An 18,715-nucleotide genomic window follows, 5' to 3' on the forward strand; every position below is an offset into this window, starting at 1 on the left:
GCTGCCGACCCTGGCCGACGGCGGCTACGAAGGCACCGGAATCGGAGTGCACACCCCGATCAAACACCCACCCGGCAACCAAGTCCTCGATGCCGACAACCGCACCTACAACGCCCTGCTACGCAGGCTGCGCTGCCTCGGCGAACGCGGATTCGCCCTGCTCACCGGCCGCTGGCGCACCTTACAACGGATCACCGCCAGCCCCAGCAAGATCGGCAGCATCATCCAAGCCGCACTCGCCCTCACTCACCTCGAACACCGGCCGACCTGAAACTCGCTGAGATCAACTCAGTGGCGGTCATTGAATTCACGACGACGCTCGCGGCGGAATCGATCGCTGGAGGGTGAACGTCAACTCCCTCCCACCGGGGCCGGTTTCGGAACCGTGGAGGGAACGAAACTTTCGCTCAACCGGCGACTACCGGCGTGCGACCGACTGTGCGGAATCGGCGGCCTGGACTTCGTGCTGAACGACTGCGAACATTGGCGCCACCGCGGCCGCCTCCGTCGTCGACACGATGAAGGTGGTGCTGCAGCGGAACGAGGTCGGCGGGCCCGCCGGGCGGCAACCCCCGCGGCGACCGGCCGAAGGAGGCCGGCGCCCACGGCGAAAGGTGGTTTCCATGGCAGAGGTCAGGTACCGGAACGCATCCCGGCTGTACCCGGGCTCCCCTCCGGTGCGCGCTGTCGACACGCTCGACCTGACCGTGGCCGACGGTGAGTTCCTGGTCCTGGTCGGCCCGTCGGGGTCCGGCAAGTCCACGGCGTTGCGCATGCTCGCCGGTCTGGAGGACGTCGACGAGGGTGCGATCCAGATCGACGACCGGGACATCACCGACACGCCTCCGAAGGACCGCGACATCGCCATGGTGTTCCAGTCCTACGCGCTCTATCCGCACATGACGGTCGCGGAGAACATGAGTTTCGCGCTGAAACTCAAGGGCGAGTCGAAGGCGAGCGCGGCCGACCGGGTGCGACAGGCCGCGGAGCTGCTCGATCTCACCGCCTATCTCGACCGCAAACCGAAGGCCCTCTCCGGCGGGCAGCGGCAGCGGGTCGCCATGGGCAGGGCCATCGTGCGGGAACCGTCGGTGTTCCTGATGGACGAGCCACTGTCCAACCTGGACGCGAAGTTGCGCGTCGAGACCCGGGCCAACATCGCCTCGCTCCAGAACCGCCTCGGCACCACCACGATCTACGTCACCCACGACCAGATCGAGGCGATGACGATGGGGCATCGCGTGGCTGTGCTGAAGGACGGCGCGCTGCAGCAGTGCGACACCCCGCGCAACCTGTACGAGCGCCCCACCAACGCGTTCGTCGCCGGGTTCATCGGCTCCCCCGCGATGAATCTCAAGACGGTGTCCGTGGCCGCGGACGGCGCCCACCTCGACGGACTCGACGTGCCGCTCCCCAGGGACACTCTCGCCGCCGCGGGCGACACCCTGACGCTGGGCGTGCGGCCGGAGTCTCTGCGACTCGCCGGCTCCGGGGAGGACGGAGCGGCGATGACGGTGGAGCTCGTCGAGGAACTCGGTGCGGACGCCTACGTCCACGGCACGGTCCGGCTCGGCGAGCACCCGGAACGGTTCGTCGTCCGCGCCGACGGCCGCACGCCGCCGCGACTCGGCGAGACCGTCCGGGTCGCGATCACCAGTCCCGACGAGGTGCACGCCTTCCACCCGGAGACCGGGCTGCGACTGCCGGCCGCGGGCTGACCGCACACGCACTGCCACCGCCCACCCGGACAACGCCGCAGCGCGCCGCGCGACCACGACCCAGCCGGACCTTGCCGGGCCGCCGTACACCGCAGCGACGGCACACCGCTCGTGGCCGCTCACCGCCGTACGAGGTGGGCGGCCACGAGCACGGAGCCGCGTCGGCCCGGTCACCACGTCCGGCAGAGCCGGAACGCGTCGAGGATCGCCGCGTGCGTGGCCCCATGACGTCGCGAATCCACGACACGGGCTCGGACACGGCGCCGGTGCCGGTGTTGCACACGCACGCGGTGTCGGCGCGGCAGCGAGATCAAAACGATTCAAATGGGTTATGGTCCGATCATGAACGGATACACCGGCACGCACCGCCGTGACCGCGGCACTGCAGGCGGGAGTCGGGGTGACGGACCGACCCGGTAACCGCTCCCGTGGGGTCAGCATCAAGGACGTCGCCCGGGCCGCCGACGTGTCGGTCGCGACGGTGTCCAACGCCCTGAACCACCCTGAACTGCTCTCCGCCGACACGCACGCGCGGGTGATGCGGGCCGTCGAGAAGCTCGGCTACGTGCGCAGCGAATCGGCCCGCCAACTGCGCGCGGGCCAGAGTCGCATGCTCGGCCTGCTCGCGCTGGACATGCGCAACCCGTTCTTCGGCGGCATGGCTCACGGCGCCGAGCAGGCCGCCCGCGCCGACGGCCTCGGCGTCATGCTCTGCGACAGCTCCCAGGACCTCGCCGCGGAGGAGTTCTACCTGGGCCTGTTCGCCGAGCAACGGGTCCGCGGCGCCCTCGTGACGCCGACCGACAGCTCCGCGACGTCGCTGTCCGTGCTGCGCAGACACGGGATCCCGTACGTCTTCCTCGACCGCGTCGCCTCCGGCGACGAGGCCTGTTCCGTGTCCGTCGACGACGTCACCGGCGGCAGGCTCGCGGTCGGCCACCTGCTCGAACAGGGCCACCGCGACATCGCCTACCTGAGCGGGCCGATGTCGCTGCCCCAGTGCCGCGACCGACGCACCGGCGCCCTCCAGGCCTGCGACGAGGCGGGCGTCGACCACGACACCGTCACCGTCGTCGAGGCCGAACGCCTCGACGTCGAGGCGGGCCGGGACGCCGGTTCCCGCCTGCTCGGACGGAGCCCGCGCCCCACGGGCGTGTTCTGCGCCAACGACCTCATCGCCCTCGGCGTGCTCCAGACCCTCGTCGCGGCGGGCGTCGCCGTACCCGATGACATCGCGCTCGTCGGCTACGACGACATCGACTTCGCCGCGGCCGCCGCCGTGCCGCTCACGTCCGTCCGCCAACCCGCCGCCCAGATGGGCGCCACCGCGACGGAACTGCTGGTGCGCGAGATCGCGGGCGACGAGCAGCACGTCCACGAGAACGTGGAGTTCGCCCCCGAGCTGGTCGTGCGGCGCTCCAGCATCACCCGCCACTGACGCAGGTCTCGTCCGCCGCCGGGCGGAGCCCACCCCAGGGGAGACGCAGCCACACCGGCCGACGCCCCGTACCCGCGGACGCAGCCACACCGACCGACCCCTGCTGCACCCGCCGACGGCGGCCGTACCCCTCCTCCGGATCCGGGCCTTGTTCACACGGTCGTGGTCCCCTACAGTGCCTTGAAACGATTCAACCAACGGCGGCTGAAGCGGGAGGACCAATGACGGTCCGCGTGGGAGCACGACGCACGACAGGCTGGCGAGCGACGATCGCCGTGGCCATGTCCAACTACATCGAGGCGGGCTCGATCATCGCGATCGCGACGAGCCTGAGCCTCTGGCAGGAGCACTTCGGACTCGACGACCTGGCCGTCGGCCTGCTCGCCTCGCTCAGCGCCAACGCCTTCGGCGCGGCGGCGGGCGCCGCCATCGGCGGTCCGCTGTGCGACCGCTACGGCAGGAAGTTCATCTACACCTACGACCTGCTGCTGTTCATGCTCGGCTCGCTGCTGGCCGTCTTCGCCTCGTCGTTCGCGATGCTGCTCGTCGCGTTCGTGCTGACCGGCATCGCGGTCGGCGCCGGCGTGACGGCCTCCTGGACCTACATCGCCGAGGAGGCACCCGCCGACCGCAGAGCGGCGCACGTCGGCACCGCGCAACTGGCGTGGTCGCTCGGCCCCATGGTCGGTTATCTGCTGGCCGCGGCCCTCGTTCCGCTCGGGCTGCTCGGCAGCAGGCTGATCTTCGCGCACCTGTTCGTCGTCGCCGCGATCACCTGGTGGGTGCGCCGGGGCCTGGCCGAATCCACGATCTGGACGAACCGCACCACCTCCGGCAAACAGGTCACGTTCCTGTCCAGCTTGCGCGGACTGCTGACCACCCGCGTCAACGTCACCGCGCTGTTGTTCCTGTTCGGCGTCTACGCGCTGTGGAACGCGGTCGCGGGCCAGGCGGGCATCTTCCAGCCGCGCGTGTACGACGCCGCGGGCTTCACCGAGGTCACCCAGCAGTACCTGCTGCAGGTCGTGGTCTGGGGCTGTACGAGCGTGACGACCTACCTCGGATTCATGCTCCTCGCCGACCGCGTGAACAGGCGGTGGCTGTACTTCTCGGGGGCAGCGCTCGGCATCGTCGCGTGGGCCGCACTCATCTACGCCCCGCCCGGCACGGCCACACTGCTGTTCTTCGCGATCGGCTGGGGCGTCTCCTCCGGTATCGGCGCGCAGGCGTTCTACGGACTGTGGACCAGCGAACTGTTCGCCACGCAGTACCGCGCGAGTGCCCAGGGAGTGCTGTTCCTGTCCGCGCGCATCGTCGTCGGCCTGCTGAGTGTGTGGTTCCCGATGATGCTCACCGGCCTCGGCCTCGAGGGCGTCGGCGTCATCATCCTGGGACTGCTGGCCGTCGCGCTACTCGTGGGCACGATCGGCGCACCGAACACTCGGGGCAGGACTCTGCAGGACATCGAGCGGGAACGGTACGGCCCGTCCTCCGAGGACGACCTGGCGGTGCGCTCGTGATCAGGGTCTGCTTCCAGCTGCAGGTCGCACCGGACCGGATCGACGAGTACCGCCGCAGGCACGCCGCCGTGTGGCCCGAGATGCTCAGGGAGATCGAGGCGTCCGGCAGGCGCAACTACTCGCTCTTCCTCCGCGAGGACGGCCTGCTCATCGGCTACTACGAAACCGAGTCGGTGGAACGCTCGGACGCCTACCTCGCCCGCTCGGAGGTCGCCGCCCGGTGGGAGGCCGAGATGAGCGAGTTCTTCGTCGGCGACGGCCGTCCCGACCGGACCGCCGCAGCGCTCGACGAGGTCTTCCACCTCGAGGACCAGCTGCCGGAGATCACTCCCCCGCAGGAAGGGAATGGCGCGTAATGCCCCGCTTCGCCGACATCACCGACACCCTCGCCCGGCAGGCCATCGAACTGCCCAGCTGGGCGTTCGGCAACTCCGGTACCCGGTTCAAGGTCTTCTCCACTCCGGGCACCCCTCGCACCCCCGAGGAAAAAATCGCCGACGCCGCCACGGTCCACGAGCTGACCGGCCTCGCCCCGACCGTCGCGCTGCACATTCCGTGGGACACGGTCGACGACTACGCCGCGCTGGGCCGCCGCGCCCGGGAACTCGGGGTCGAGCTCGGCACGATCAACTCGAACACGTTCCAGGACGAGGACTACAAGTTCGGCAGCCTGACCCACTCCGACGCGCGCATCCGGCAGAAGGCGATCGACGCACATTTCCGGTGTCTCGACATCATGCACGCCACCGGGTCGACGGATCTGAAGATCTGGCTGGCCGACGGCACCAACTATCCGGGCCAGGATTCGTTGCGTACCAGGCAGGATCGCCTCGCCGAGTCGTTGGCCACGATCTACGAGCGGCTCGCACCGCACCAGCGGCTGGTGCTCGAGTACAAGTTCTTCGAGCCCGCCTTCTACCACACCGACGTGCCGGACTGGGGCACGTCGCTCGCCCAGGTCAGCGCACTCGGCGACCGCGCACTGGTGTGTTTGGACACCGGTCACCACGCCCCCGGAACGAACGTCGAGTTCATCGTCATGCAGCTGCTGCGGCTCGGCAGGCTGGGTTCGTTCGACTTCAACTCCCGGTTCTACGCCGATGACGACCTGATCGTCGGCGCGGCGGACCCGTTCCAGTTGTTCCGCATCCTGCACGAGGTCGTCGTGGGAGGCGGGCTGGCTGAGGGCTCGCCGGTGCGGTTCATGCTCGACCAGTGCCACAACATCGAGGAGAAGATTCCCGGACAGATCCGTTCGGTCCTCAACGTGCAGGAGATGACGGCGCGGGCGCTGCTCGTCGACCGCGCCGCGCTGGAGAAGGCGCAGGCATCCCACGACGTGCTGGCCGCCAACGAGGTGCTGATGGACGCGTTCCAGACCGACGTGCGCGGGGAGCTGGCCGCATGGCGGGAATCCCGGGGACTGCCCGCCGACCCGATGCGCGCGTACGCCGAGTCGGGACACCAGCGGCGACTCGCCGAGCAGCGGGTCGGTGGCACGCAGGCGGGCTGGGGCGCATGAGCGACGGTCGTACAGCGAAGGAGAACACCGTGACCACAGCCGATTCCGTCGTGGCCGACCTGCTGGCTCGCAGCAACCGCCTCGGTTCCGATCCGAAGAACACCAACTTCGCGGGCGGCAACGCCTCCGCGAAAGGCACGGATGTCGACCCGGTCACCGGAGATCCCGTGGACCTGTTGTGGGTCAAGGGATCGGGCGGCGATCTCGGCACGCTCACCGAGCAGGGTCTCGCGGTGCTGCGGCTGGACCGGCTGCAGGCACTGCGCGCCGTATACCCCGGACTCGACCGCGAGGACGAGATGGTCGCGGCGTTCGACTACACGCTGCACGGCAAGGGCGGTGCGGCCCCGTCGATCGACACGGCGATGCACGGACTCGTCGACGCCTGCCACGTCGACCACCTCCACCCAGACAGCGGCATCGCGATCGCCACCGCCGTCGACGGTCCCGCGCTGACGGAGAAGATCTTCGGCGGCGCGGTGGTGTGGGTGCCGTGGCGCCGTCCCGGATGGCAGCTCGGTCAGGACATCGCCGACATCAAGCGGGAGCATCCGGATGCGGTTGGCGTGGTGCTCGGCGGCCACGGCATCACGGCGTGGGGCGACACGAGCGACGAGTGCGAGCGGAACTCGCTGTGGATGATCGACACCGCCGCGGCGTACATCGCCGAGCACGGCAACCCCGAACCGTTCGGCCCCGTGCTCGACGGTTACGAGCCGCTGCCGGAGGAGCAGCGCCGCGCGAAGGCCGCCGCGCTCGCACCGATCATTCGCGGCCTGGTGAGCACGGACCGGCGGCAGGTCGGCCATGTCACGGACAGTCCCGAGGTGCTGGAGTTCCTGTCGCGTGCCGAACACCCACGTCTCGCCGAGCTGGGGACCAGCTGTCCGGACCATTTCCTACGCACGAAGGTCAAGCCGCTCGTGCTCGACCTGCCCGCGACCGCAACGGTCGAGGAATCGGCGCAGCGGCTGCGCGAACTGCACGCCCGCTACCGCGAGGACTACGCCGAGTACTACCGGCGGCACGCGACGGCGGATTCGCCCCCGATGCGCGGCGCCGACCCGGCGATCGTGCTCGTGCCCGGCGTCGGCATGTTCAGCTACGGCGGCGACAAGCAGACCGCGCGGGTGGCGGGCGAGTTCTACGTCAACGCGATCAACGTGATGCGCGGTGCCGAGGCGATCTCGAGTTACCGGCCCATCGACGAGTCGGAGAAGTTCCGCATCGAGTACTGGGAGCTCGAAGAGGCCAAGCTCCGCAGGCGTCCCGCGCCGAAACCGCTGGCCACGCGCGTCGCACTCGTCACCGGCGCGGCGTCGGGCATCGGCAAGGCCACGGCGCAGCGCCTCGCCGCGGAGGGTGCCACGGTCGTGATCGCCGACCTCGACGCCGACACGGCCGCGGCGGCCGCCGAGGAACTCGGGTCGCCGGACGTCGCCGTCGGTGTGCAGGCCGACGTCACCGACGAGGCCGGTGTCGCCGAGGCCGTGCGGAAGGCCGTGCTGGCGTTCGGCGGACTGGACCTGGTGGTCAACAACGCCGGAATGTCGCTGTCGAAGCCGCTGCTGGAGACCACGGCCGAGGACTGGGACCGGCAGCACGACGTGATGGCCAAGGGGTCGTTCCTGGTCAGCCGTGCGGCCGCGGAGGTGCTGATCACACAGGGCCTGGGCGGCGACCTCGTGTACGTCGTGTCGAAGAACAGCGTCGTCGCGGGGCCGAACAACATCGCCTACTCGGCGACCAAGGCCGACCAGGCGCATCAGGTGCGGCTGCTGGCCGCCGAACTGGGCGAGCACGGCATCCGGGTCAACGGCGTCAACCCCGACGGGGTCGTGCGCGGCTCCGGCATCTTCGCGGGCGGCTGGGGTGCCGAACGCGCGAAGGTCTACGGCGTGCTGGAGTCCGAACTCGGCGCGTTCTACGCCCAGCGCACGCTGCTCAAACGCGAGGTGCTGCCCGAGCACGTCGCGGGCGCCGTGTTCGCGCTGACCGGCGGGGACCTGAGCCACACGACGGGGCTGCACGTGCCGGTGGACGCGGGCGTCGCCGCGGCGTTCCTGCGGTGAGGAGGGGCCGGTGAGCACTGCCCACGGGAGCGTCGCCGCGGTCGACCTGGGCGCGTCGGGCGGCCGGGTCATGCTCGGTCACGTCGGCGACCACGAACTCCGGCTGGAGACCGTCGTTCGGTTCGACAACGAGCCGGTGCGCACGCCCGACGGGCTGCACTGGAACATTCTCGAGCTGTACCGACGGTTGCGGGAGGGCGTGGCCGAGGCCGCGATCCGCGCGCCCGGCCTGCTGAGTGTCGGCATCGACTCGTGGGCCGTCGACTACGGGCTGCTGCGCGCGGGCACGCTGCTCGGCGTTCCGTATCACTACCGCGACACGCGGACCGCCGACGGTGTCCGCGACGTCCACGCGATCGCCGGACCCGAGGAGCTGTACCGGCACAACGGGCTCCAGCACCTGCCGTTCAACACGCTGTTCCAGCTGGCCGCGGACCGGCGTGCGGGGCTGCTCGACGTCGCGGAGCGCATGCTGTTGCTCCCGGACCTGCTGGCGTACTGGCTCACGGGCGTGCAGGTGGCCGAACGCACGAACGCCTCGACCACCGGCCTGCTCACCCCCGGCGGAGGGGCATGGAACGAGGCGCTGCTGGGGCGGCTCGGCCTCGACCGCTTCCTGTTCCCTCCCCTCGTCTCCCCCGGAGACACGATCGGCGAGACCGAGGTGCGGGACGGGCACCGGATCCGCGTCACGGCGGTCGGTTCGCACGACACTGCGTCGGCGGTGGCGGCCGTGCCCGCCGCCGAGGAGGCGTTCGCCTACATCTCGTGCGGCACGTGGTCGCTCGTGGGTGTCGAGCTCGACGAACCGGTGCTGTCGGAGGAGTCACGCGCGGCCGGGTTCACCAACGAGCTGGGCGTCGACGGCCGGATCCGGTACCTGCACAACGTCACGGGACTGTGGCTGCTCAGCGAGTCCGTGGCGCACTGGCGCCGCAGCGACCCCGCCGTCGAACTGTCCACAGTGCTCGCGCAGGCCGCGGACGTGCCACCGGGACGGGTTCCGGTGTTCGACACCGACGACGAGCGATTCCTGCCGCCCGGCGACATGCCGGCAAGGATCGCGGCATGGCTGTCCGAACACGACCTGCCCGTTCCCGCGACCCGCGCGGAGTTCGTGCGCTGCATCCTGGAGAGCCTCGCCGAGGCCTACGCCCGGACGATCACCACGGCGGAGAAGCTGACGGGCCGTGCGGTGCCGGTGGTGCACATGGTCGGCGGAGGCTGCCGCAACACGCTGCTGTGCCGGCTCACCGCCGAGCGCACGGGCCGCCCCGTCGTCGCGGGCCCGGTCGAGGCGACGGCCACGGGCAACGTCCTGGTCCAGGCACGTGCCGCGGGTCTGGTCCACGGCGACCTGGCCGACCTCCGCGGCCTCGTGCGCCGCACCCACGACCTGACGACGTACGTGCCCTCGTGACGCGCCGCCGGCGCGGGGTGGCGTAACGGTCTCCGTCACCGATTGCACGGGGCACGGCGACGGAGACCGTCGTTCGCAGACCCGGCTCACCGCGTACCGCTCAGCTGCTCATGCGGACACCGCGGATTCGGCGGCGGTACGCGGTCGGATCAGCAGACTCCCGATCACGAGCGCTAGCACCGACAGCGGCAGCGCGACGAGAACGCTGTTCCAGTCGAACGGCTTGTCCAGCCCGAACTCCCATCCGACGGTGGCGACGATCCCGGTGACCATCGAGGCGATACAACCCGTGGCCGTGACGCGCCGCCACAGGAACGTCGCGAGCAGCGACGGCGTCACCACGGCGCCGTACATCGTGTACGCGAACACCTGGATCTCGAGTACCCCGGGGAAGAACTCCCCGATCAGGAAGGCCGCGGCGGCAAGCCCGACGATCGTCATTCTCGTCAGCACGAGTTCTCTGCGGGAACTTCGTTGCTTGCGAGAGAGCGAACCGTAGATGTCGCGGACGAGGTTCCCCGCGGACGAAAGCAGGTACGAGTTGCCGGTCGTGATGATGAACGCGGTCGCGGCCATGAGCATAATCGCACCGAGTGCCACGGGCAACGATTCCGTCGACAACTGCAGCACCGCCGTGTCCGGTTGGATCGCCGGCAGCAACACTGCCGCACCCGAGGCAATGACGATGACCGCACCGTAGAACAATAGGTCACCAACCAAAAAGCCGACCGTCGACCGTTTTGCCGTATCCGGGCTCTGCGCGGCGGAGAAGCGCTGGTACATGTTCTGGTCGCCCAGGATCAACAAGAGGGTCGGCAGAATGAAGCCGAGCAGCTGGATCGGTGTGAGTCCGCCGCTCCAGGTCATGTGGTCCTCGGGAAGACGCTCGGCCAGTCCGCCGAAACCACCGAGGGTGACGAGCACGAAGACGAACGCACCTACGAGGCCGATCGTGATGAGCAGTGCACTGAGCGCGTCGGTATAGGCCACCGAGATCAGGCCGCCGCTGAACGCGAGGAACACGATCACCAGAAGCCCGACGGCCTTCGCGACGCCCTCGGGAAAGCCGGTCGTGAGGTGCAGGATGTAGCCGAGTCCGCGCACTTGCTCGGACACGATGGCGCTGTAGGCGATCACGATCGCGACAGCGGTGACGATACGCACGGTGCGGCCGTAACGTTGATGCATGAGCTCGGGAACCGTGTACTTGCTGTGCTCGCGGACGCGCTTGGCGAGGAACAGGTACATGATCAGGATGCCGAGCGGCGCGCCGATGCTGTAGAAGATGCTCGCCAGCGGACCGTAGGTGTAGGAGAACGACGCACGCCCCATGATCGTGCCGGCGCCCGTCCACGTGGCCAGCAACGTGCCGGTGAGCACGAGCCTGCCGAGTCGCTGCCCGGCGAGCAGGAAGTCATGGTTGTTTCGCACTTTCCGCGCCGCCCAGACGCCGATCAGGACCATTACGGCGACGTACGCGCAGATCGACCCGAGAATCACCGCGTCTTTCATACGTCGACACCCCTGACCACGCGCCCGCCCTGCACGACCGTCCGGATGTTCGCGGGATCGGCCAGCACGGTGACATCAGCGAGCGGGTCGTCATCGAGAACGACGAGATCGGCGTACGCGCCCGGTACGAGAGTGCCGAGTTCCCCGCTCACGCCGAGCAGTGCGGCCGCGTTGGTCGTCGCGGCGCGGATCACTTCGAGCGGCGACTGCACCTGGGCCCTGATGCGGAACTCCTCGTTCTGCCGCCGCTGCATGCCGCCGAGCAGGTCGGAACCGTAGGCCAGCCGAACACCCGCACGCGACGCCCTCTCCAGTGCGACGAGGCCGTTGTCGAGCACCTCGCCGACCTTGTCCCAGCTGGCCTGCGGCAGCCCGTGCTCCCGACCCTCCTCCTGCAGCGCGAAGTAAGTGACGAGCGTAGGCACCAGGAAGGCGTCGCGTTCGAGCAGCAGTTCCACCGTGCGATCGTCGAGCAGGTTGCCGTGTTCGACACAGTGCACACCCGCCTCGAGCGCGCGGTTGATCGCCTGCGGCGGATAGGCGTGCACCGTGACGTAGCGGCCCGCCGCCTCGGCCTCCTCGACGGCCGCGCACAGTTCGTCCATGGAGTACTGCGTCGAACCGATCCGGTCCCCCAACGACGACACTCCACCGGAGGCGTGCAGTTTCAGGTGGTGAGCGCCGCGCCGCAGCTCCTCGCGAACGGCCTTGCGTACCTCGTCGGCACCGTCGACGACCTTGCCGGTGCCCGAACAGCACGGGTGCCCGTCCACGTGGTTCTCCTCGACGGTCCGTTTGTCACCGTGACCGCCCGTCTGGCTGAGCGCTTTGCCGCCGTAGAACAGTCGCGGCCCGCGGATGAGGCCCTCCTCCCGCGCGCGAGCCAGGCCGAAGTCGGCTCCGCCGGTGTCGCGGACCGTCGTGAACCCGCGGTCGAGCATCGCGCCCATGTTGCGGACGGCTCCGGCCGTGACATAGGTCGGCGGCGCGTCGGCGACGACGGAGAGGTTGCCGCTGAAGGCGAGGACGTGCACGTGGCAGTCGATCAGCCCCGGCAGCACGTATCCGCCGCGGGCGTCCAGCACGGGGACGTCGGCCGCGGACTCGATGCGGTCGTCGACGTCGACCACCCTTCCGTTCTCGCAGCGCAGGTCGGCGCGGCGGTACTCGCCCGTGTCGGCCTCGAGCAGCAGGGCGTCACGGACGAGGAGAGTTGCGGTCATCGGGCAAACCTCCGATCGGCAGGCGAATATGACCGAGAACCTTCGATGGCTGAATTGTTTCTGTCAATATGTCGCCACAGATGGAGCAGATCGTTCACACAGCCCTTCCGTGTTAGAAACAGGACATGTTGGCGGAGACACTCGAGCCCGATGACCTCGACCTCGTCGCGGCGCTGCAGCTGGCGCCACGGGCGAGCATGCAGGTGCTCGCGACGACTCTGGGGGTCTCGACGGGCACCGTCAGCAGGCGGCTGACGAGGCTGCGCGAGCGCTACGGGCTGCGCGTCGTCGGCCAGGTCCCCTGGTGGCTGGACGGCGCGACCCCACACCACGTGTGGATCTCCACGGCACCCGGTCACGCGCGCGACGTCGCGGCGGCGGTCGCGGATCTACCCGAGGCGCAGTTCGTCGCATCGACGACGGGACGCGCCGACGTCTACTGCATCCTGCACCCGCGGCGGCGCGACGCGGCGGCCGACCTGCTGGCCGTGACACTGCCATCGATTCCCGGCATCGCCACGACGCATTCGGAACTCGGTCTGCACCGATACGTCTCGGGCTCGACGTGGCGGCTGCACCGGCTGACGACGGCTCAGGAACAGGCGCTCGCCCCGCACCGCCACGGAGCGCCGCCCGACACGGCCGTGCCGATGGACGACGACGAACGTGCCGTCGCCACGGTCCTGCATCGCAACGGCAGGGCCAGCGCCGCTGAAATCGCCCGAGAACTTGGCAGGAGCGCGTCGACCGCGTACCGCACGACCCAGTCGGTACTCGATCGCGGCCTCGTACAGCCACGGGTCGAGATCGAGCCGGCGTTGCTGGGCTATCCGCTCGAGACCGTGGTCTCGCTGGCCACATCACCGGCGTCGATGCGTGTCATCGCCACCTCGTTGGCGGGCCACGAGTCCGCGCGCTACGTGACCACCGTGGCCGGCACGTCGTCGGTTCTCCACCACGGGCTGTTCCACCACGAGGACGATCTCGCGACGTTCCTGTCCGACGACCTCGGCAGACACGCCGGCATCACCGGATTCGAGGTGTCGACCGTCCTGTCGGTACTGACGCGCTACTGGTCCCCGCGGCGCTAGCGGCGAGAACCGGGACGCACGGAGGCGCCGCTCTGTTCATTGTGGACCAGCGGCACCTTCGACACACACCGCTCACGGCATGCTGCGGCCGATGCCGCGGGCGGCTACCTGCAGCGCGGTCAGCAGCCGAGTGCGTTCCCGTTTGAGCGTGGGCACGACGATGCCGAGTGCGGCGACGACCTCCGAGTCCCCACCGGGCGCCGCGGCCCTCGTGATCGGCACCGCGATGGAGCAGGCACCGAGGGTCATCTCGTCCTCCGTCGTCGCACAGCCCTCGCGGCGGACCGCGGCGAGCTGCCGCCGCAGCCGGTCCGGACGGGTGATCGTGTGCACCGTGGGCCGCCGCAGCTCCGCTGCCAGGTAGTCGTCCTGCAGCTCCGCGGGTGCGTGCGCGAGCAGCACCTTGCCGACGCCGGTGGCGTGCAACGGCAGCCGGGAACCGGCACGGCTGACGACCGGGACCGAGGCGCGCCCCGACAGCCGGTCCAGGTACAGCACCTCGCGACCGTCGCGCACCGCGAGGTGGACGGTCGCGCGGGTGGCCGCGTGGATGTCACTCAGGAACGGCGATGCGACCTGCTGGAGTTCGGTCTGCTCCGGCGCGAGCATGCCCACGTCCCACAGCCGCCGTCCGATCGCGTACCGGCCGTCGGCGTCGCGGGTCAGTGCCTCGCCCGCGACGAGTTCCCGCAGCAGGCGGTACACGGTCGGCACGGGAAGGTCCGCCCGCCGCGCCAGGTCGGTGACGCCGAGTCGGCGGTGCCCGTTGTCGAACGCGTACAACACGGCCAGCACCCGGGACACCACGCTCGCACCCGGGGTCGACACGTTGCCGGACATAGCGCATACCTTTCACTCAGTGAAAGACCACTCTAGCCCTGATCGCCACTGCGGCGCACGATGTGGCCCATGACGCCCGCAACGCAGCGGTCCATCTCCGACGAGATCGCACGGATCCACGCCGCGGCGGAGCCCGGCGAGACCCGGACCCGCCTGGACTTCGCCCCGTACCGCAGCTCCACCCTCCGGCATCCGACGAAGCAACCGCTCGCCGTCGACCCTGAGGACGTGGAGTTGGCCGCCCCCGTCTTCGGCCAGTCCGATGTGGACCCGACCGAGGCGGACCTGACGCTGCACCCGCAGGGTGAACCGATCGGGGAACGCATGGTCGTGACCGGACGCGTGCTCGACGCCGAGGGACGCCCCGTGCGCGGCCAGCTGGTCGAGATCTGGCAGGCCAACGCCGCCGGACGTTACGTGCACAAGGGCGACCAGCACCCCGCCCCGCTCGACCCGCACTTCCACGGCGCAGGCCGGTGCCTCACCGACGACGAGGGCCGCTACCGGTTCACGACGATCAAGCCCGGCCCGTACCCGTGGCGCAACCACGACAACGCCTGGCGCCCCGCCCACATCCACTTCTCGCTGTTCGGCCGGGAATTCACGCAACGGCTCGTCACGCAGATGTACTTCCCCGGGGACCCGCTGTTCCCGCTCGACCCGATCTTCCAGTCCATCACCGACGAACGAGCGCGCAGGCGGCTGATCGCCACCTACGACCACGACGTCACCACCCACGAATGGGCCACCGGATACAGCTGGGACATCGTGCTGACCGGCTCGCACGCCACCCCGATGGAGGAGGACGACCATGCGTGAGCCCGAGCTCGACGCCCCCACCCCCGGGCAGACCGTCGGCCCGTTCTTCCACTACGCCCTCCCATACGACGACGGCCCTCGCCTCGCACCCCCCGGCGCGGCGGGCACGATCCGGCTGCACGGCACCGTGTACGACGGCGCCGGTGCCCCGGTACCGGATGCGCTCCTGGAGATCCGGCAGGCCGACGCCGCGGGCCGCATCCCCCGCACCGAGGGGTCGCTGCGCCGCGACGGCCGGTTCACCGGCTGGGGCCGGGCCGCCACCGACTCGGCGGGCCGCTACGCGTTCACGACCGTCGAACCGGCGCCCGCACGGCACGGCGCGGCCGCGTACTTCGCGGTGACCGTGTTCGCGCGCGGCCTGCTCGACCGGATGTTCACCCGCATCTACGTCCCCGGGCCCGCCCTCGACGGCGACCCGCTGCTCACCGCGCTGCCGCAGGAACGCAGGGGCACACTGGTCGCCATGCGCGACTCCGACGGCGGCCTGCGCCACGACATCCGTCTCCAGGGAGACGGCGAGACGGTGTTCCTGACGTTCGCGGGCCACGACGGATGAGTGGACTGCTCGAACCGGGCGCGCACCGGGCGGCCGGCCTGACCGGGGACGTCGCCGTGGCCGAGGCTCTGCGCAGGGTCGAGATCGCGTGGCTGCACGCACTCACCTCGGCGGGGGCGCTCGACGGCACCGACGCCGCTCGCGCCGCCGCAGCACTCGCGGAGGCACGCCTCGACGTCGACGAGCTCGCCCGCGCGGCCGAGAACTCCGGCAACCCGGTCGTCCCCCTCGTGGCCGCGCTCCGCGGCGCCGTCCCCGACGAGCGCCTCGCCGCAATCGTGCACCTCGGCCTGACCAGCCAGGACGTGCTCGACACGGCGCTCGTCCTGCTGGCCCGGGACGTCGTCGACCGGGTGGACGAGGACCTCACCGCCGCCGCGGATCAGCTGGCGGCACTGGCAGAACAGCACCGCGACGACGTCATGCCGGGCCGCACCCTCACGCAGTACGCGGTGCCGGTCACCTTCGGACTGACGGCGGCGCAGTGGCTCACCGGCCTGCTCGACGCCCGCGACACCGTTCGCGACCTCCGGGGCCGGCTGCCGATCCAGTGCGGCGGCGCCGCGGGAACGCTGTCGCTCGTCTCCGACCTCACCGACGACCCGGTCGCGACCGCCCGCGCGTTCGCCGCCGAGCTCGGGCTGCGCTGGCCCGACCTGCCGTGGCACACCCGCCGACGGCCGATCACCGACGTCGGCGACGCGCTCGTCGGCGTGTGCGATGCGCTCGGGGTCGTCGCCACCGACGTCGGCGTGTTGGGCAGGCCCGAGATCGGCGAGGTCCGCGAGGGCTCCTCCCCCGGCCGGGGCGGATCGTCGACCATGCCGCACAAGCGGAACCCCGTACTGTCCGTCCTGGTCCGCGGCGCGGCGCTGCAGGCACCGCAACTCGGTGCGCAGCTGCATCTCGCGGCCGCGCAAGCCGTGGACCAACGGCCCGACGGCGCGTGGCACGCCGAATGGCCCGCGCTCCGCCGTCTGCTCGAACTCGCGGTCACGGCCACGTCGCAGACCACCGAGCTCGTCCAGGGGCTCGAGGTCGACACCGCCGCGATGCGCGCCCACGCCGACGGCGCCGCCGACCAGCTGCTCGCCGAACGGGGCGGCACCGGCGCCCCGGCCGACTATCTCGGTGCCGCCGGGCGGTTCGTCGACACCGTCCTCGACCGTCACCGCCGCTGACGTCCGACCGACCCACGACGGGAGATGTCCATGCCCGACCCGTACGACGACGGCATGCGGGTGCGCCGCGAAGTCCTCGGCGACGCGCACGTCGACCGCGCCGAGGCCCGCAAGACCGGCTTCACCGAGGACTTCCAGGACCTGATCACCCGCTACGCGTGGGGCAGCGTGTGGACCCGTCCCGGTCTCGACCGGCGCATGCGCAGCGTCGCGGTGCTCACCGCGCTGCTCGCCCACGGCCACTGGGACGAGTTCGCCATGCACGTCCGCGCGGCCCTCACCAACGGTCTCACGCCCGACGAGATCGGCGAGGTGATCCTGCAGAGCGCCGTCTACTGTGGAGTTCCCACTGCCAACCACGGATTCGCCGTGGCACAACGAGTTCTGGACGAGCAAGGAGTTCTGGACGAGCAAGGAGTTCTGGACGAGCAACGAGTCCTGGACGAGCAGCGGGTCCCGGACGAGCAAGGGGCTCCGGAAGACGACGAACGGACCGGCGACGCATGAGCACACGCGAGGTCACCACGACGAGCGTGGGTATCGTCGGCGGCGGCCCGGCGGGGCTCATGCTCTCCCACCTCCTCGCGCGGCGCGGGATCGACTCGGTCGTCGTCGACCACCGCACCCGCGAGGAGATCGAGCGGACCGTGCGCGCGGGCATCCTCGAAGCCGACAGCGTGCGCCTGCTCAGCGAGACGGGCGTGTCCGACCGGGTCCTGTCCGACGGCGACCGCCACGGCGGCACGTACCTGGCCTTCGGCGGGGAGCTGCACCACATCGACTTCCAGGAGCTCGCCGGGGCGTCGGTGTGGCTGTACCCGCAGACCGAGGTGTTCGTCGACCTCGCCGACGCCCGCGCCGCGGCAGGCGGGGACGTGCGGTTCGGCGTCGGCGACACGGCGGTGCACGACATCACCGGCGAGCGGCCGTCGATCCGGTTCACCGGGGCCGACGGCACGGCCCACGAGGTGCGGTGCCGCTACCTCGTCGGCGCCGACGGCTCGCACAGCCTGTGCCGGCACGCGATCCCTCCCACCGCGATCCGGCAGTACCGCAAGGAGTATCCCTTCGCGTGGTTCGGCATCCTCTGCGAGGCACCGAGAAGCGCACCGGAGCTGATCTACAACCACTCCGACCGCGGGTTCGCGTTGATCAGCCAGCGGACCGAGACGACGCAGCGGATGTACTTCCAGTGCGACCCCGACGAGGACGTCGACGCCTGGTCGGACGAGGCGATCTGGTCGGAACTGCAGGCCCGAGTGGGAGCCAACGGGCACGAACTCACGGAAGGCCCGATCACCGGGAAATCGGTCCTGCGGTTCCGGAGCAACGTCGTCGAGCCGATGCGGTACGGCAGCATGGTGCTGGCGGGCGATGCCGCCCACACCGTTCCCCCGACGGGCGCGAAAGGTCTCAACCTGGCGCTCGCCGACGTGCGCGTCCTCGCCGAGACCCTCGACCGGGCGCTGGCGGGTGACGACGCGGCGCTGGACGAGTACTCGCGCCGCGCGCTCGACCGGGTCTGGCGGTCACAGCACTTCTCGTACTGGATGACGTCGATGCTGCACCGCCACGACGGGGCCGACGACTTCGACCTGCGGCGCCAGGTGGCGGAACTGCGCTCGGTGGTGCGATCCACCGCGGGCGCGACGTATCTCGCGGAGGCCTACACGGGCTGGCCCTCCGGATGACCGCCCGGACCCGCACCCGCAATCGGACTTGAGCTCGACGCCCCGTGCTGACAGGCTTCCCACCGCGGCACCGACCGAGGCGGGCGGTGTCATGACCAGGAGGTGTACA

Annotated in this window: 16 protein-coding genes and 1 pseudogene; 14 read left to right on the forward strand and 3 right to left on the reverse strand. The window is 70.3% G+C overall.

The genetic code is table 11. The features are described 5' to 3' along the window. From LY13_RS16225 to LY13_RS16260, 8 genes are all read left to right on the forward strand, one after another. Positions 1-271: transposase family protein (locus tag LY13_RS16225; protein WP_253829302.1), on the forward strand; the 271-nt coding region annotated here is incomplete at its 5' end. 352 nt (positions 272-623) lie between these two features. Next, on the forward strand, positions 624-1,718 hold the full coding sequence (locus tag LY13_RS16230; protein WP_253829303.1) for an ABC transporter ATP-binding protein: 1,095 nt from the start codon (positions 624-626) through the stop codon (positions 1,716-1,718). Between the two features lie 400 nt (positions 1,719-2,118). Further along, the gene (locus LY13_RS16235) at positions 2,119-3,156 is read left to right on the forward strand and encodes a LacI family DNA-binding transcriptional regulator (RefSeq protein ID WP_253829304.1); all 1,038 of its coding nucleotides are present in this window, start codon (positions 2,119-2,121) and stop codon (positions 3,154-3,156) included. Between the two features lie 221 nt (positions 3,157-3,377). Beyond that, the gene (locus LY13_RS16240) at positions 3,378-4,676 is read left to right on the forward strand and encodes an MFS transporter (protein ID WP_253829305.1); all 1,299 of its coding nucleotides are present in this window, start codon (positions 3,378-3,380) and stop codon (positions 4,674-4,676) included. Continuing rightward, positions 4,673-5,032, forward strand: a complete 360-nt coding sequence (locus LY13_RS16245; protein ID WP_253829306.1) for an L-rhamnose mutarotase — start codon at positions 4,673-4,675, stop codon at positions 5,030-5,032. Before LY13_RS16240 ends, LY13_RS16245 begins: the two co-directional genes overlap by 4 nt. After that, entirely contained in the window at positions 5,032-6,198 is a 1,167-nt protein-coding gene (rhaI, locus tag LY13_RS16250) for an L-rhamnose isomerase (protein ID WP_253829307.1), read from the forward strand. The genes LY13_RS16245 and rhaI overlap by 1 nt, the downstream gene beginning before the upstream one ends. Positions 6,199-6,227: 29 nt before the next feature. Further along, positions 6,228-8,270, forward strand: a complete 2,043-nt coding sequence (locus LY13_RS16255) for a bifunctional aldolase/short-chain dehydrogenase (RefSeq protein ID WP_372493845.1) — start codon at positions 6,228-6,230, stop codon at positions 8,268-8,270. Positions 8,271-8,280: 10 nt separating this feature from the next. Next, positions 8,281-9,690: a rhamnulokinase gene (locus LY13_RS16260; RefSeq protein ID WP_253829309.1), complete on the forward strand. Its 1,410-nt coding sequence runs from the start codon at positions 8,281-8,283 to the stop codon at positions 9,688-9,690. Positions 9,691-9,798: 108 nt separating this feature from the next. Here the strand turns inward: LY13_RS16260 and LY13_RS16265 are convergent, their stop codons facing one another. Then, complete coding sequence (locus tag LY13_RS16265) at positions 9,799-11,202, reverse strand: sodium:solute symporter family protein (RefSeq protein ID WP_253829310.1); 1,404 nt, start codon at positions 11,200-11,202, stop codon at positions 9,799-9,801. Continuing rightward, entirely contained in the window at positions 11,199-12,425 is a 1,227-nt protein-coding gene (locus tag LY13_RS16270; RefSeq protein WP_253829311.1) for a metal-dependent hydrolase family protein, read from the reverse strand. Before LY13_RS16270 ends, LY13_RS16265 begins: the two co-directional genes overlap by 4 nt. Positions 12,426-12,550: 125 nt before the next feature. Here LY13_RS16270 and LY13_RS16275 point away from each other — a divergent pair, with 125 nt between their 5' ends. Next, the gene (locus LY13_RS16275; RefSeq protein ID WP_253829312.1) at positions 12,551-13,516 is read left to right on the forward strand and encodes an Lrp/AsnC family transcriptional regulator; all 966 of its coding nucleotides are present in this window, start codon (positions 12,551-12,553) and stop codon (positions 13,514-13,516) included. Between the two features lie 72 nt (positions 13,517-13,588). On the opposite strand, the gene LY13_RS16280 is transcribed toward LY13_RS16275, so the two are convergent. Beyond that, the gene (locus LY13_RS16280) at positions 13,589-14,356 is read right to left on the reverse strand and encodes an IclR family transcriptional regulator (protein WP_253829313.1); all 768 of its coding nucleotides are present in this window, start codon (positions 14,354-14,356) and stop codon (positions 13,589-13,591) included. Between the two features lie 69 nt (positions 14,357-14,425). Between LY13_RS16280 and pcaH the strand changes: the two genes are divergently transcribed. The 5 genes and pseudogenes from pcaH (at position 14,426) to LY13_RS16305 (ending at position 18,606) form a co-directional block, all read left to right on the forward strand. After that, positions 14,426-15,175: a protocatechuate 3,4-dioxygenase subunit beta gene (pcaH, locus tag LY13_RS16285; RefSeq protein WP_253829314.1), complete on the forward strand. Its 750-nt coding sequence runs from the start codon at positions 14,426-14,428 to the stop codon at positions 15,173-15,175. Beyond that, positions 15,168-15,734, forward strand: a complete 567-nt coding sequence (gene pcaG / locus LY13_RS16290) for a protocatechuate 3,4-dioxygenase subunit alpha (protein ID WP_253829315.1) — start codon at positions 15,168-15,170, stop codon at positions 15,732-15,734. The genes pcaH and pcaG overlap by 8 nt, the downstream gene beginning before the upstream one ends. Beyond that, entirely contained in the window at positions 15,731-16,915 is a 1,185-nt protein-coding gene (locus LY13_RS16295) for a lyase family protein (RefSeq protein ID WP_253829316.1), read from the forward strand. Before pcaG ends, LY13_RS16295 begins: the two co-directional genes overlap by 4 nt. A 30-nt stretch (positions 16,916-16,945) precedes the next feature. After that, positions 16,946-17,314: pseudogene (pcaC, locus tag LY13_RS16300) on the forward strand (4-carboxymuconolactone decarboxylase); the annotation flags it as partial. Between the two features lie 104 nt (positions 17,315-17,418). Next, positions 17,419-18,606 carry a 4-hydroxybenzoate 3-monooxygenase gene (locus tag LY13_RS16305; protein WP_253829317.1) on the forward strand — a complete coding sequence of 396 codons (1,188 nt, stop codon included), beginning with the start codon at positions 17,419-17,421 and terminating at the stop codon, positions 18,604-18,606. The last annotated feature ends 109 nt before the right edge of the window (positions 18,607-18,715 follow it).

The organism is Prauserella aidingensis (genome assembly GCF_024171865.1).
Taxonomy (GTDB): Bacteria; Actinomycetota; Actinomycetes; order Mycobacteriales; family Pseudonocardiaceae; genus Prauserella; species Prauserella aidingensis.

Coding starts and splice junctions, on each gene's coding strand:
- LY13_RS16230 (WP_253829303.1), top strand. CDS start 624: ATGGCAGAGGTCAGGTACCGGAACGCATCCCGGCTGTACCCGGGCTCC.
- LY13_RS16240 (WP_253829305.1), top strand. CDS start 3,378: ATGACGGTCCGCGTGGGAGCACGACGCACGACAGGCTGGCGAGCGACG.
- rhaI (WP_253829307.1), top strand. CDS start 5,032: ATGCCCCGCTTCGCCGACATCACCGACACCCTCGCCCGGCAGGCCATC.
- LY13_RS16265 (WP_253829310.1), bottom strand. CDS start 11,202: ATGAAAGACGCGGTGATTCTCGGGTCGATCTGCGCGTACGTCGCCGTA.
- LY13_RS16270 (WP_253829311.1), bottom strand. CDS start 12,425: ATGACCGCAACTCTCCTCGTCCGTGACGCCCTGCTGCTCGAGGCCGAC.
- LY13_RS16275 (WP_253829312.1), top strand. CDS start 12,551: ATGTTGGCGGAGACACTCGAGCCCGATGACCTCGACCTCGTCGCGGCG.
- LY13_RS16280 (WP_253829313.1), bottom strand. CDS start 14,356: ATGTCCGGCAACGTGTCGACCCCGGGTGCGAGCGTGGTGTCCCGGGTG.
- pcaH (WP_253829314.1), top strand. CDS start 14,426: ATGACGCCCGCAACGCAGCGGTCCATCTCCGACGAGATCGCACGGATC.
- pcaG (WP_253829315.1), top strand. CDS start 15,168: ATGCGTGAGCCCGAGCTCGACGCCCCCACCCCCGGGCAGACCGTCGGC.
- LY13_RS16295 (WP_253829316.1), top strand. CDS start 15,731: ATGAGTGGACTGCTCGAACCGGGCGCGCACCGGGCGGCCGGCCTGACC.
- LY13_RS16305 (WP_253829317.1), top strand. CDS start 17,419: ATGAGCACACGCGAGGTCACCACGACGAGCGTGGGTATCGTCGGCGGC.